Here is a 12,614-nt window from a genome sequence, read left to right as displayed (position 1 = left end):
CCGCCGTCTGGACCGGTGCCGCCGTCACCCTCGTCGCCCTTCTGCTGCCGGGTCGCGGTCAGGTCGGCGGCTCGTCGAGGAAGTGACGGAGGTAGGACCTCGGCTTGCTCAGGTAGCGGCGCCAATGGTCGACGATGTCGAGTTCGTCCCACGCCGTGGTGCGGATGCCGTGATCACCGATCTCGAGGATCTGTGCTCCGGGAAGGCTGGCCAGGATCGGGGAGTGAGTGGCGCAGATGAGTTGCCCGCCCTGCTTGGAGATGCGGTCGAGGAAGTCGAGCAGCCGTAGGCAGGAGGTGAATGATAGGGCGGCCTCGGGCTCGTCCAAGAGGTACAGGCCAGGGCCGGAGATCATGGTTTCGAGGACGGTGAAGAAACCTTCGCCGTGGGATTGCTCGGTGAGGTCGTCCTCCCAGAAGCCGTACATGCCGGAGACGTTGTTGCCCAGGTTGAACAGCGTTTCCGCCCGGAAGAAGAATGCGCGTCGCTTGAGTCTCGGGCCGTGGATGAACCGCAGCCCGGCGCTGGTCAGCTCAGCGTCGAGAACGTCGCCGAGTGGAGTACGCGGTCCGGTGCTGGAGTACTTGGTGCCGGCCTTGCCACCCTCGGAGTTGATGCCGCACACGTCGGCGATGGCCTCGACGAGGGTGGACTTGCCAGAGCCGTTCTCACCCACCAGGAACGTCACTGGCGCGGTGAATTCGAGCCCGTTACGAAGAGCTTGAACGACGGGGAGAGTGAAGGGCCATCCATCGCCGGGAGTCTCGCTGAAGGTCAACTTCGTGATGAGCAACGAGTTCATCGCCCCTCCAGCGACGCGAGAAGTTGCTGGGTGTGTTGCCGGACCGGGTACCGCAGCTCGGGATAGTCACCCATGCGATGGGCGCGGTTGAGGATGTGGGCCGCAGCCGCGAGCTGGGCGATCTGACCGCTCGGACGGTCCAGGAGGTCGGCGAACACATCGTGGACACGTGTGGCTGTCGCAGGAACGAGGAGGCTGTGGCAATACAGCAACGCTGGACCGTATCCGGCCGGGGCACTACCCCAGTACTCCCAATCCAGCAGCCACAGTCCAGGCTGAGTCAGGTTGGCCCAATGCAGATCGGTGTGTTCAGTCCTCATGTCGGGAGCAGGCAAGCCGAGCGGACGCTCGTACAGGTCTTCGAGTTCGCGGAGGTAGGCGTCGGCGTCGTGCTCGCCTCGGGCGGTGGCGTGGGTGGCGAGTTCAGTCACGGCCGCACGTAGCTCGGCCCACCAGGCGTCCGGTGGGTCGAACTGCGTCGTCAGTTCCGGCGTTGGGGAGCACGGCGGATCGGGCACGTAACTGAGGAGTTCGGCGTAAATGACCACGGGTGCCTCGGTCCACTCCACCCGGTCGACGAGGTCAGGCTTCGGTACGCCGGTGATTGCGGCGGCGTCCCGATTGCCGGTCCAGGCCTCGCCGCGCGCCCAGTCGTGGTGCTCCGCGGTTGCTCGCAGCCAGAATCGAGCGCCGTCGGCGCGTCCTGCGGCCGATCCGATCGTGCGATCCAACCAGCCAAAGACGACGTCGCCGTCCTGTACGACGCCTAGCCGTTCGGCCGCCTCGCCGAGGACACGGCGGAGAAAGGCACGCTGCCCAGCCGACTCGTCGGTCTGGAGTTGATCGTCGGTCACGCCTGGATCTTTGTCCTGCTCATCTCGTGGGGCGGCATTTGTTGGGTCCACAGTTCCTATCAGGGTTGCATAGGGTCTTGTCCGGGTTGCAGGAGCCATAGTTGGGGCTGCACCCGCCGCGCGGCCGACAGGGAAGCCGGGTCCCCTGCGGGCGGCAGGCGGGGCTGCACGTTGGCCCGCACTTGGGATTGCAGAGATCAGGACTGCAGTTGGTTGCCGGTACGAATGCTTCACGGAGTTGCTCGGTGACGGCCTTGAACTGCGATCCGCGGAGGATGTCGGCCAGCGGATCCACTATCACACTGCCGACCGGAAGCCAGCGCGAGAACACGCATGGCCACACCTCACCAGAAGGCGAGATTGCCACCTGACGATCGCCGCAGTTGCCGCACAGCTGATCAGTACCGGGGTTCCGGTCGCGGGCGCCTCGTCCGACTTCTCGCAGGTCGTCGTAGCCGATCTCAGGTACGCCGAGTCCTTCCAGCGCGGCGATGCCTTGCTGGGCCCGTTGCCGATCCAAGACCCCGATCACCCCGGCACGTAACGGGATACCGAGATCCTGTGCTCGGGCGATGTTGCGCGTCGTGACTCGATGGGTAGGCCGAGTGGTGATGGCTTGGTGCTCGGCTGGATCATCGGAGTAGTACGAGGTTGCCAGGCGCACACCGGGCTGCTGGAAGGTCTCCCACATGGCACTCGTGACGTGGACCAGATTGGTGTAGATCTCGACCTCCATGCCCGCATCGAGAGCGTGCCGGACCAACGCAGGCAGGTCCGGGTGGAGCGTCGGCTCACCACCGATGAATTGCCCTGTCGACGCGCCTGCTTCATGCGTCTGCGTGATGACACGTCGCCAGTCGGCCGTGGTCATGACGCCGTGCGAGCCGTCTGGCCCGGACGAGGCGTAGCAGTGCTGGCAAGCCAGCTGACACCGCCCGGTGATCTCCCACCACGCAAAGTCGAGCAGATCTATATCTCGCACCGTGCTCTCCTGCGTCTCGTACTCGTTCGTCCCGATCTCTGGCACGTCATGTGTCCTCACTCGTCGTTCCGCTTGGGCTTGGAGCAGCAGGCGGGCGCAGGTACCAGGGGAACCACCAGTACGCCCGCCCACTGGCCTTTCGGCGGAACCGGCACCGCGCAGCGATCACTCCGCGCCAGAGGTGGGGCCGATTCCGCCAGATCGTCGGGAAGTCAGTCGCGAGGGTCGTACGGGCGAGAGGCCGGGTACGCCAACTCGTGCTGGCTGACTCGATCGCAGTGCAACCGACGTCCAGGCAGGCCCTGGATGCGCAGCCGGATCACGTTCGCGTACTGCTCTGCCAGCGCGGTCGGGGCGATGTGCTCCTCAATGAGGTGATCGCCCAGCCACAACTGAACCCTCCACTGCTCGCCGCGGGGCATCGATCGCTCAGCCCGCCGGCTCGACGCCGTCGCCGACCTCGTCACCGGCGAGGTCCCGTTCGCCGCGAAGGTACGGCCCGAACGCCCAGCGATGCTCGGGCGGACAGCGCGCCAGGTACGCCGTGATTTCGTCCTCGGAAAAGGTGTGTTCCATGTGGTGAACCTACGAACTACGGAGAGAGACTGGTTGTACAAAATGTGTTACTCAGGGCGAGCTATCCTGTGGGGAACCAGCCAGTGGGGAGCGTGCTGCGCCATGGAAGACGACGCGCCGGCGATTGGCCGCCGAGTGAGATATTGGCGCGAGCGTCGCGGGATCGACCGCCAACGCTTCGCTGACATGGTTGGCCGCTCCACGTCATGGCTCGACAAGATCGAGAAAGGCGAACGCAGCCTGCTGCGCCTGCCGATGCTGGAGCGTGTAGCCGACGTTCTCGGTGTCACGCCGGAGGCCCTGACGGACGGTCCGGCGGCCCGCCGGGCAGCCGACTGCGTCGACGTGGTCGAGGTCAAGGCAATCCGCTCTGCGCTCGGCCGATACCCGACCCTGTCCGCCGGGGCAGCGACTCGCGAGAACCCGGCACTACCTCAAGTCACCAGCCAACTGGACTACCTGGGCCAGGCCTGGCTGTCCTCGAACTTCACCGCAGTGGCCCAACATCTACCGAAGCTCATCGAAGACGCCCAGCTCGTCGCCGAGACGACGTCGGGCAGCAGTGACGAAGTCGCTGCGAGGCGATCACTGGTCATGACCTATCGGCTCGCTTCCTCGATGCTGCTCAAGTTCGACGCGAACCACATCGCATGGCTCGCGGCGGACCGCGCGATGCAAACGGCCCTGCCGATGGACGACACGGTGGCCTTGGCTCGCGCGACGCGAAGTGTGGCCCGCGCGATGACCAGCTCGGGACAGGAATCGGACGCGATCGTAGCCTTGACGAGCATGGCCGACCGGATGCGTCCGCAGCTGAGTCGGGCCGACGGCGACCTGCTGCCCCTCTTCGGAATGCTCTTCTTGGCGGCATCAATCGCGGCTGCAAAGATCGACGATTCTTCGGTGGCACTCATGATGCATGACGAGGCCGCCGCAGTCGTGTCACGGCTCGGCCCTCAGCATCGGACCCACTCCACGATCTTTGGACGGGCAAACGTTGCCGCGCACCGTGTCGCTGTGCTGACCCGGCTTCACCTGGATGGACGCGCACTCGAGTACGTGGCGGGAACCGATCCGGCCGTCGCGTTGTCCCTGCCACCCGAGCGAAGGGCGAACTACCTGCTCGACCTCACGACGTCGTACACCTCCACGGGGAAGTACGAAGAGGCGGTCAGGGCGCTCGCGGAGGCCGAGCGACTCGCTCCACAAGAGGTGCGATGCCGACCGCTGGCGCACGGCTTGCTCCGTGCTCTGCTGAGCAGCGCCAGTGGACCTCTCAGCCGCTCGGTTCAGGGCATGGCCACTCGGGCGGGCGTGACAGTGTGACTGCTCAGCGAGTACTTCATCTCTTCATCTGCGGTGCGGGCCCGGCGAAGCAGATTCACGAGATGATCGATCTGGCCCACGACGACGACTGGGACGTGTACTGCGTCGCCACCGAGAGCGCCGTACAACACTTCCTGGACGTGGACTCCGTGGCGAACCGTTCTGGCCACCCCCTGCGAACTACCTACCGGAGGCCGGGAAACACTCCGACTCCGAACGCCGATGCCGTGATAGTCGCCCCGGCCACCTACAACACAATCAACAAGTGGGCGGCTGGTGTCGCGGACAACTACGTGCTTACACAACTAGCCGAACTGACCGGGCTAGGGGTCCGGATCGTTGCCCTTCCCTTCGTGAACCAGGCTCTGGCTGCAAACCGGACCTTCATTCGCAGCGTGGAAGAACTGCGCTCCGCAGGTGTGCGGGTGCTGTTCGGCCCGGGGGAGTTCGAGCCACATCCACCGCGCACGGGTGACGACGCCACGAATAGTTTTCCGTGGAAGCTGGCACTCGGAGCTGCGCGGGACTAGGGCTGGAGGACGATCTTGCCGCGGGCGTGGCCGGACTCGCTCAGTTCCTGAGCCTTGGCCGCGTCCGCGAGCTCGAAGGTCTGCGCGATCCGCGGCGTCAGCTTGCCGTCGGCCGCCGCCTGCAGCTGCGCGTCCAGACCGGACCGGATCGACTCCGGGGTGCCGCCACCGCCGGAGAAGCCGACGCCGAGCGCCTCGGCCGCCGCGTAGTCCGCGATGGTGACGATCCGATCGGTGCCGCCACGTAGCTCGACCGACTCGGGCAAACCGCCCTTGCCTGCGGTATCGACGACCGCGTCCACGCCCTCCGGCGCCGCTGCACGCACCCGCTCCACGAGACCTTCGCCGTACTCGACCGGGACCGCGCCGAGCGACCGCAGGTACTCGTGGTTCGCGGGCGACGCCGTACCGACGACAGTCAGACCGGCCGCCTTGGCAAGCTGTACGGCGACCGAGCCGACCGCGCCCGCGGCACCGTGGATCAGGATCGTCTCGCCGGACTTCACGCCGAGCAGATCGAGCACGCGCTGCGCGGTCTCACCGGCGACCGGTACGCCGACCGCCTGCTCCCAGCTCAGGCCCGCGGGCTTGCGCGCCACGTTCCCACCGATCGCGTACTCGGCGTACGAGCCGCCGTCGGACCAGCCGACCACCTCGTCGCCGACCGCGAACTCGGCGCCCGCACCGGCCTCGTCGACCACGCCGGCCACCTCGAGCCCCGGAACGGCCGGGAACACCGGGTCGATGAACCCCTTCGTCCAGCCGCGGCGCACCTTGAAGTCGATCGGGTTCACCCCGGCCGCGTGCACCTTGATCCGCACCTGCCCGGGACCCGCATGCGGCTCCTCGACGTCCTGCACCTTCAGTACCTCGGGACCGCCGAACTCCTCGAACACGACCGCTCGCATAGCACTGCCTCCATGAATTGGTTGTCGCTTCAATAAATGCTGCGTCACGCCGGCGCATTCCCGACTGGCCGATCGGACAGTTGTCCACCGTCCGAAAGACGGGTCCGGGTGGATGCGTCAACCGACGTACTCTGAACGACATGGAGGCGGCAGAGCTACTGGCGACAGCGGCGCAGGTCATCGACGGGCCGGTCGAGGAGCTGCTCCAGCGGTTGTCCCTCGCGACCGCGGACCTGATCCCGCACCGCGCGGTCGCCCAGCTCGCCTCACAGTGCGCGTCCACACCGGTGACGGCGTACGGCGATCCGGCCGTGAGCGGCGCGATCACGGGAGCGGACCTGGCCGGCCTCCTGGGTACGGTGACCGCCGGCGAGCCGTGGCAGGGCGTGATCCCGATCGCGGGCGCGCAGCACCCCGTCCTCGCAGTCTCGAGCGACCGGGCGCCGCGTGGTTCGGTGGTCGTCTACATCCTGGCCGACAACCACCCGGTCCCGGCGGATCAGCTGCAGGCGTTGTGGGACGTCGTCACCGCGCACATGTACCGCTTGACCCTCGAACGCGAACCGGGCGCCTTGGCGCAGAACCGTGCCGTCGCGGAGGCTCGTAACGACCTGGCCGCGGAGCTCGGGGAAGCTCATGCGGCAACGCTCGCGACGATCCTCGGCGTACTGCGGAACCAGCGGATCGACGACGCCGCGGCGCGGACGATGGCGGTCGAGCTGGCGCTCAACGGCCTCGCCGAGCTGCGGACCGACACACAGCAAGACCGGGTCTGCAGCGGCGAGGAACCGGCCGGCCGCGCGTTCGACCGGCTCGCGGACTCGCTGCGGGCGCTGCTCCGGCACGGCGCGGTCGAGCTCGAACTCGATGCCCCACGCAACGATCAACTGATCCCGGCGGCCGTCGCGCACGCCGCCCGGGTCGCGGTCCGCTCCGTCGTACTGGCGATGCTGACGCAGGACGACGTACGCCGTATCCGCGTCGGCTGGCGCTGGGACGGGAAGGAACTGCTGTCCACGATCCGCGACGACGGCCCCGGACTACTGGCGAACGTACTCGATCTGGGGCAGCTGTCCGAACGCCTCCGCCTGCACGAGGGCGACCTGGACCTCGACGCCGTACCCGGCTGGGGCCTGACGGCCCGGATCACCCTCCGCACCTCACAAGCCCCGCTCACCATCACGTCCGACCCGTTGGCCCCCTTAGGCGCCCGCGAACTCGAGGTCCTCGAACGCCTGTCCCAGGGTCACCGCAACCGCTCGATCGCCGACGACCTCCATATCAGCGAGTCAACAGTCAAATTCCACGTAGCCAACATCCTCACCAAGTTGAACGTAACCACCAGAACCCAAGCCGCCGCCCTGTACCACGCAACAGCCGTCGGATGAACCTGAGCCGTCAGTATCACCGGCGATACTTTCGCCGGTGATACCAACCTCAGTTCTCTTCGAGGCGGGGGAAGAGGGGGTCGCCCTTGGTGAGGGTGGCGCCGGCAGGGAGTTGGCCCCAGGTGCCGGCGTCCTGAATTCGCTGGTCCTGCAGTGCGCCCAGCTTCTCCTCGGCGCCTAGCAACTCCCAGAGCTTGGCGGAGGACTTCGGCATCGTCGGGTTGTGGAGTACGGCGACTGCGCGCAGGACCTCGGCGGCGGAGTAGAGGATCGTCGCGAGACGGGCCTGCTGGGACTCGTCCTTGGCGACCTTCCACGGCTCCTGCTCGGTGACGTAACCGTTCACGGCGCCGACCAGCTCGTTGATCGCGGCGAGGGCGTCCTGGAACGCGAGCGTGTCCAGGGCCTTGTCCGCGGTCGCGACCGTCTGCGCGAGCTTGTCCGCCAGCGCCTGCTCGGCCGGTCCGTGGTCGGTCGGCTCCGGCAGCGCGCCGTCGAAGTACTTGCCGACCATGGCCGCGATCCGGCTGGCCAGGTTGCCCAGGCCATTGGCGAGCTCGGATGTGTAGACCGCGCTCAGGTGCTCCCACGAGAACGAGCCGTCCGACCCGAACTGGATCGTGCGCAGGAAGTAGTACCGGAACGCGTCCGAGCCGAAGTGGTCGGTGATCTCGTGCGGCGCGATCGCGGTCAGCTTCGACTTGCTCATCTTCTCGCCGCCGACCAGCAGCCAGCCGTGCGCGAACACCTGCTTGGGTACGGCGACCTCGGCGGCCATCAGCATCGCCGGCCAGATCACCGCGTGGAACCGGAGGATGTCCTTACCCACCAGGTGTACGTCGACCGGCCACAGCTCCTCGAACCGCTCCGGGTCGGTGCCGTAGCCCGCGGCCGTCACGTAGTTGAGGAGCGCGTCGATCCACACGTACAGAACGTGGTCCTCGTCCCACGGGACCGGGATGCCCCAGTCGAACGTCGACCGGGTGATCGACAGGTCCTGCAGGCCCTGCTTGACGAACGCGATCACCTCGTTGCGGGCACTCGCGGGCGCCACGAAGTCCGGCTGCGATTCGTAGAGCTCGAGCAGCTTGTCGCCGTACGCCGAGAGCTTGAAGAAGTAGTTCGTCTCGGAGACCGTCTCCAGTTCCGTGCCGTGGATGATGCACCGCTGCGTGCCGTCCTCGTCCGTGCGGATGTCCGCGGGGAGCTTGAACTCCTCGCAGCCGACGCAGTACAGGCCCTCGTACTCACCCTTGTAGACGTCGCCCTTGTCGTAGAGCTTCTGCCAGAACTCGCGGACCCGCTCGGTGTGCCGCTGCTCGGTGGTGCGGATGAAGTCGTCGTACGCGATGTCGACGTCCGCCCAGGCCGGCTTCCAGGCCTCCTCGACCAGCTTGTCCGTCCACGCCTGCGGGGACATGCCCTGTGCCTGGGCGCTCCGCATCACCTTCTCGCCGTGCTCGTCGGTACCGGTCAGGTACCACTTGCGCTCGCCGCGCTGGGCGTGCCAGCGGGTCAGGACGTCCCCTGCAACCGTCGTGTAGGCGCTGCCGATGGACGGCGGGGCCGTGACGTAGTAGATCGGGGTGGTGACGTAATAGGCCTTCTCGGACATATCTACAAGGGTAGTGGCGCGCGCCAGCGCTATTTACCGGGGTCCCGAGCAGCGAGTACGGCGTCGTACACGGTCCGTTTCGGGACGTTGAAGCGCTTCGCGACGTCGGAGATCGCCTGTTTGCGCGGCGTACCCGCCTCCTCGTCCTTGGCAACTTCCTCCGCGAGCTGCGAGGGGGTCATGGTTCGGGCCGGGTCCGCTCCGGAGACGACGACGGTGATCTCGCCCCGTACGCCGTCCTTCGACCAGGTCACGAGCTCGTCGACCGGGCCGCGTTTCACCTCTTCGTACGTCTTCGTGAGCTCCCGGCACACCGCCGTACGCCGGTCTGCGCCGAACGCCTCGGCCATCGCCTCCAGGGACTGCGTCAGCCGGTGCGGCGCCTCGAAGAACACCATCGTCCGCGGCTCGTCCTTGAGCTCGCCGAGCCGCCGCGCGCGCTCCCCCGGCTTGCGCGGCAGGAACCCCTCGAACGTGAACCGGTCCACCGGCAGCCCGCTCAACGCGAGCGCCGTCAGCACGGCGGACGGGCCCGGTACGGCGGTCACGTGGATGTCGGCCTCGATCGCCGCCGCAACCAGCCGGTACCCGGGGTCCGACACGCTCGGCATCCCCGCGTCCGTCACCACGACAACCGTCTGCCCGTCCACGAGCGCCTGCAGCAACTCCGGCGTACGTTCCCGCTCATTCCCCTCGAAGTAACTGACCACCCGCCCGGACAGCTGGATCCCCAACTCCGACGTCAGCCGCCGCAACCGCCGCGTATCCTCCGCCGCCACCACCTCGGCCGCGGCGAGCACCTTCCCCAACCGCGCCGACGCATCCGACACATCCCCAATAGGAGTCCCCGCCAACACCAACCGCCCGCTCATGGCAGGAGCGTAAAGCCATCGACATGCCGCGGCCGCACCACACTGAAATGCCTACGATCCAGCGTCGCGACCTCACCGACACCGAGTTGCTCCGCCAGCGCAACCACGGATGCATCCACCGTCCCCAGCGGCAAATCGGCGTACTGGCCGACCAAGTCCGCGGTGCGCTCGAGCCACCCAGGAGTGACTGGAGCGACGGTGAAATCCTCGGTCGCCAGTGAACGGACGAAAGCCGCCTCCGGCTTGGACCCGCCCGAACGGGCCAGCAGGTAGCACACCTCGGTCACGACGAACGGGGAAACGACCAGCCGCTCGTTGTTCAGACGCAGGGAGGCGAACAGTTCGACGCAGGGCTGGTGATTGGCGTCGGAGGTCAGTGCGGCCGCCACCAGGGGGCCGGTGTCGACGACGATCACTTCGGGTTGCGTCCGAACTCCGCGCCGAGGATCTCGTCGATGTGCTCCGAGAGGTCGGGCGGAGTCCCGTCGATCGACCCGAACCACGCCGGAGGCCAGGAATCTGAGCTCGGTGCGCGCAGGGTCCGAGCCTCGGCTTGCATCTTCAGCAGGCGTAGCTCCGGCAGCAGGTCGGCGGCCGCTGTGTCCGACAGCTCGTCGATCAGCGCGTGTAGTTCCTCGCGGGGCGTGCTCATGTGACTGATTGTAGGAGGTTCGGCGCGGCGGGTTCGGGTTTTCCACAGACGCGGGGAGGCGGTGGTACCGGGGCGTCCGTACGATGGCGGGCGTGGCTGCTGTGATCGAGGACGGGACGGTACGGCGGAGTGACGCCGGCGCGGAGCGGGAGACGCTCGGGCGGGACGTGCTCGGGAGACGGCTGCCGCCGCTGAAGGAGCGGTTGTACCCGGCGATGCCGCGGGACTTCGACGGCGGGTGGATCGCCACGCTGGCGATCACCGTGCTGGCCGGCGTACTGCGGTTCTGGCACCTCAGCAACCCGGTGAAGTTCGTCTTTGACGAGACGTACTACGCCAAGGACGCGTACAGCCTGCTCAAGTTCGGCTACGCACGGCAGTTCATCGACCAGCCGGAGGGCGCGGCGGACAAGGCGATCCTGGCCGGCAACCTGGACGTCTTCAAGGACACCCCGAGCCTGACCGTGCACCCCGAGGTCGGCAAGTGGATGATCGCCGCCGGTGAGCAGCTGTTCGGGATGACCCCGTTCGGCTGGCGGTTCATGCCGGCGCTGTTCGGCACGCTGACCGTGCTGCTGCTGATCCGGACGGTACGCCGGATGACCCGGTCGACCCTGATCGGCTGTCTCGCCGGCCTGCTGCTCGCGGTCGACGGCCTGCACTTCGTGATGTCCCGGGTCGCGCTGCTCGACATCTTCCTCGCGTTCTGGTTGGTCGCGGCAATCTCCTGCCTGGTCGCCGACCGCGACTGGACCCGCCGCCGGCACGCCGAGACCCTCGACAAACCGGTCACCGACGGCGAGCGCCGTACCGTCGGACGCTGGCTGCTGATCCGGCCGTGGCGGATCGCCGCCGGCATCTGCTTCGGCCTGGCGCTCGGCACCAAGTGGTCGGCGGTCTGGGTGCTCGCCGCGTTCGGCGTGATGGTGTTCGCGTGGGACTTCGGTGCCCGGCGGGCGCTCGGTGTGCGGTTCGCGTTCGTGAAGTCGGCCCTGGTCGACGGCATCCCGGCGTTCGTCAGCCTGGTGCTGGTCGCGGTCGTCACGTATGTCGCGACGTGGACCGGCTGGCTGCTGCACGACAACGCCTACGACCACAACTGGGCCGCGAGCAACCCGGCGCACGGCGTGATGAAGGTGGTGCCGGACGACTTCCGATCGCTGCTCGCGTACCACAAGGAAGTGCTGGCCTTCCACACCGGTGACTACATCAAGCACGCCACCCACCCGTACGCGTCGAACCCCGCCGGCTGGCCGATCATCGCCCGCCCGATCGGCTTCGACGCAGTCAACGACATCAAGCCCGGTACGGCGGGTTGCAACGCACCGACCGGGACCAACTGCCTGCAGGTGATCTCTGCCCTCGGTACGCCGCTGTTGTGGTGGGGAGGTGCGCTCGCACTGATCGCCGCGCTGGTGCTGTGGATAGGCACGCGCGATTGGCGGCTCGGCATACCGATCGTTGGATACGTGACGTGCTGGGTGCCGTGGTTCGCGTTCGACGACCGGCCGATCTTCTTCTTCTACGCCGTCACGATGATCCCGTTCACGGTGATGGCGCTGGCCCTGATCCTCGGCAAGATCCTCGGCCCGGCCCGAGCTGCGATGAGTACGGCGACCCCACGCCGGCTGATCGGCACCGCGGTGGTCGGCGCGTTCGTCGTACTGGTGGTCCTGAACTTCGCCTACATCTGGCCGATCCTCACCGACCAGGTCCTCCCCCACCCCGCCTGGCTCAGCCGCATGTGGTTCAAGTCCTGGATCTAGCCAGCCACCTCGCGGGCCTGAGCACCCCACCCGGGGCCGGTGAACAAGCTATTACTTGTGCTCCGACTCCATTGGTTGTTCACAGGCCCTTGCCTCGTACGTACACCGTCCGGGTTGGCGGGCTTGGGATGGGAGTGACCGGGTAGGGCCGAGTATTGGTGGCCGGGCGGGCACAGGGATGGATATCCCCTCGTGTTGGGGGTTCTCCTGTCGTACACCAGCAGATAACCCCCAATACGAGGGGATAACCGGCTCTCGTGACGTATCCGTGGGTGGGTCTGCGCGTCTGAGTTGGTGCATGCCGTTCTCTGACTAGGTTCTTGGCTTGTCGAGGGTCAAGAAC

14 protein-coding genes are annotated in these 12,614 nt (G+C 67.1%); 4 read left to right on the top strand and 10 right to left on the bottom strand.

From position 1 onward, the window contains the following. Positions 1-58: 58 nt before the first annotated feature. The 5 genes from ACWF0M_RS31105 to ACWF0M_RS31085 form a co-directional block, all read right to left on the bottom strand. Positions 59-802 carry an AAA family ATPase gene (locus ACWF0M_RS31105; protein WP_452239289.1) on the bottom strand — a complete coding sequence of 248 codons (744 nt, stop codon included), beginning with the start codon at positions 800-802 and terminating at the stop codon, positions 59-61. Continuing rightward, entirely contained in the window at positions 799-1,656 is an 858-nt protein-coding gene (locus ACWF0M_RS31100) for a hypothetical protein (protein WP_452239288.1), read from the bottom strand. The genes ACWF0M_RS31105 and ACWF0M_RS31100 overlap by 4 nt, the downstream gene beginning before the upstream one ends. A gap of 19 nt (positions 1,657-1,675) precedes the next feature. Further along, positions 1,676-2,683 carry a radical SAM protein gene (locus tag ACWF0M_RS31095; protein WP_452239287.1) on the bottom strand — a complete coding sequence of 336 codons (1,008 nt, stop codon included), beginning with the start codon at positions 2,681-2,683 and terminating at the stop codon, positions 1,676-1,678. Between the two features lie 167 nt (positions 2,684-2,850). Then, positions 2,851-3,030 carry a hypothetical protein gene (locus ACWF0M_RS31090; protein ID WP_452239286.1) on the bottom strand — a complete coding sequence of 60 codons (180 nt, stop codon included), beginning with the start codon at positions 3,028-3,030 and terminating at the stop codon, positions 2,851-2,853. A gap of 37 nt (positions 3,031-3,067) precedes the next feature. Continuing rightward, positions 3,068-3,214 (bottom strand): hypothetical protein, encoded by a 147-nt coding sequence (locus ACWF0M_RS31085; protein ID WP_452239285.1) that lies wholly within the window; start codon positions 3,212-3,214, stop codon positions 3,068-3,070. Positions 3,215-3,316: 102 nt separating this feature from the next. On the opposite strand from ACWF0M_RS31085, the gene ACWF0M_RS31080 reads away from it, so the two are divergent. Beyond that, positions 3,317-4,540, top strand: coding sequence for a helix-turn-helix domain-containing protein (locus ACWF0M_RS31080; protein ID WP_452239284.1), 1,224 nt, complete (start codon positions 3,317-3,319; stop codon positions 4,538-4,540). Continuing rightward, positions 4,432-5,070, top strand: a complete 639-nt coding sequence (locus ACWF0M_RS31075) for a flavoprotein (protein WP_452239283.1) — start codon at positions 4,432-4,434, stop codon at positions 5,068-5,070. Before ACWF0M_RS31080 ends, ACWF0M_RS31075 begins: the two co-directional genes overlap by 109 nt. On the opposite strand, the gene ACWF0M_RS31070 is transcribed toward ACWF0M_RS31075, so the two are convergent. Further along, positions 5,067-5,978, bottom strand: a complete 912-nt coding sequence (locus tag ACWF0M_RS31070) for an NADP-dependent oxidoreductase (protein WP_452239282.1) — start codon at positions 5,976-5,978, stop codon at positions 5,067-5,069. The two genes, ACWF0M_RS31075 and ACWF0M_RS31070, sit on opposite strands and share 4 nt — an antisense overlap. A 140-nt stretch (positions 5,979-6,118) precedes the next feature. On the opposite strand from ACWF0M_RS31070, the gene ACWF0M_RS31065 reads away from it, so the two are divergent. Further along, positions 6,119-7,366: a helix-turn-helix transcriptional regulator gene (locus ACWF0M_RS31065; RefSeq protein WP_452239281.1), complete on the top strand. Its 1,248-nt coding sequence runs from the start codon at positions 6,119-6,121 to the stop codon at positions 7,364-7,366. Positions 7,367-7,415: 49 nt separating this feature from the next. On the opposite strand, the gene metG is transcribed toward ACWF0M_RS31065, so the two are convergent. The 4 genes from metG to ACWF0M_RS31045 are packed head-to-tail and all read right to left on the bottom strand — an operon-like array spanning position 7,416 to position 10,505. After that, positions 7,416-8,981, bottom strand: coding sequence for a methionine--tRNA ligase (metG, locus tag ACWF0M_RS31060; protein WP_452239280.1), 1,566 nt, complete (start codon positions 8,979-8,981; stop codon positions 7,416-7,418). Between the two features lie 29 nt (positions 8,982-9,010). Beyond that, on the bottom strand, positions 9,011-9,853 hold the full coding sequence (gene rsmI / locus ACWF0M_RS31055) for a 16S rRNA (cytidine(1402)-2'-O)-methyltransferase (RefSeq protein ID WP_452239279.1): 843 nt from the start codon (positions 9,851-9,853) through the stop codon (positions 9,011-9,013). Beyond that, positions 9,850-10,269, bottom strand: coding sequence for a type II toxin-antitoxin system VapC family toxin (locus ACWF0M_RS31050; RefSeq protein WP_452239278.1), 420 nt, complete (start codon positions 10,267-10,269; stop codon positions 9,850-9,852). The genes rsmI and ACWF0M_RS31050 overlap by 4 nt, the downstream gene beginning before the upstream one ends. Next, the gene (locus ACWF0M_RS31045; RefSeq protein WP_452239277.1) at positions 10,266-10,505 is read right to left on the bottom strand and encodes a hypothetical protein; all 240 of its coding nucleotides are present in this window, start codon (positions 10,503-10,505) and stop codon (positions 10,266-10,268) included. The genes ACWF0M_RS31050 and ACWF0M_RS31045 overlap by 4 nt, the downstream gene beginning before the upstream one ends. Positions 10,506-10,720: 215 nt before the next feature. Here ACWF0M_RS31045 and ACWF0M_RS31040 point away from each other — a divergent pair, with 215 nt between their 5' ends. Further along, on the top strand, positions 10,721-12,271 hold the full coding sequence (locus tag ACWF0M_RS31040; protein ID WP_452239387.1) for a dolichyl-phosphate-mannose--protein mannosyltransferase: 1,551 nt from the start codon (positions 10,721-10,723) through the stop codon (positions 12,269-12,271). The last annotated feature ends 343 nt before the right edge of the window (positions 12,272-12,614 follow it).

The sequence above is a fragment of the Kribbella sp. NPDC055110 genome (assembly GCF_053607525.1).
This window is presented reverse-complemented; position numbering and strand designations above follow the sequence as displayed.

Coding starts and splice junctions, on each gene's coding strand:
- ACWF0M_RS31105 (WP_452239289.1), bottom strand. CDS start 802: ATGAACTCGTTGCTCATCACGAAGTTGACCTTCAGCGAGACTCCCGGC.
- ACWF0M_RS31085 (WP_452239285.1), bottom strand. CDS start 3,214: ATGGAACACACCTTTTCCGAGGACGAAATCACGGCGTACCTGGCGCGC.
- ACWF0M_RS31080 (WP_452239284.1), top strand. CDS start 3,317: ATGGAAGACGACGCGCCGGCGATTGGCCGCCGAGTGAGATATTGGCGC.
- ACWF0M_RS31075 (WP_452239283.1), top strand. CDS start 4,432: ATGCCGACCGCTGGCGCACGGCTTGCTCCGTGCTCTGCTGAGCAGCGC.
- ACWF0M_RS31070 (WP_452239282.1), bottom strand. CDS start 5,978: ATGCGAGCGGTCGTGTTCGAGGAGTTCGGCGGTCCCGAGGTACTGAAG.
- ACWF0M_RS31065 (WP_452239281.1), top strand. CDS start 6,119: ATGGAGGCGGCAGAGCTACTGGCGACAGCGGCGCAGGTCATCGACGGG.
- metG (WP_452239280.1), bottom strand. CDS start 8,981: ATGTCCGAGAAGGCCTATTACGTCACCACCCCGATCTACTACGTCACG.
- rsmI (WP_452239279.1), bottom strand. CDS start 9,853: ATGAGCGGGCGGTTGGTGTTGGCGGGGACTCCTATTGGGGATGTGTCG.
- ACWF0M_RS31045 (WP_452239277.1), bottom strand. CDS start 10,505: ATGAGCACGCCCCGCGAGGAACTACACGCGCTGATCGACGAGCTGTCG.
- ACWF0M_RS31040 (WP_452239387.1), top strand. CDS start 10,721: ATGCCGCGGGACTTCGACGGCGGGTGGATCGCCACGCTGGCGATCACC.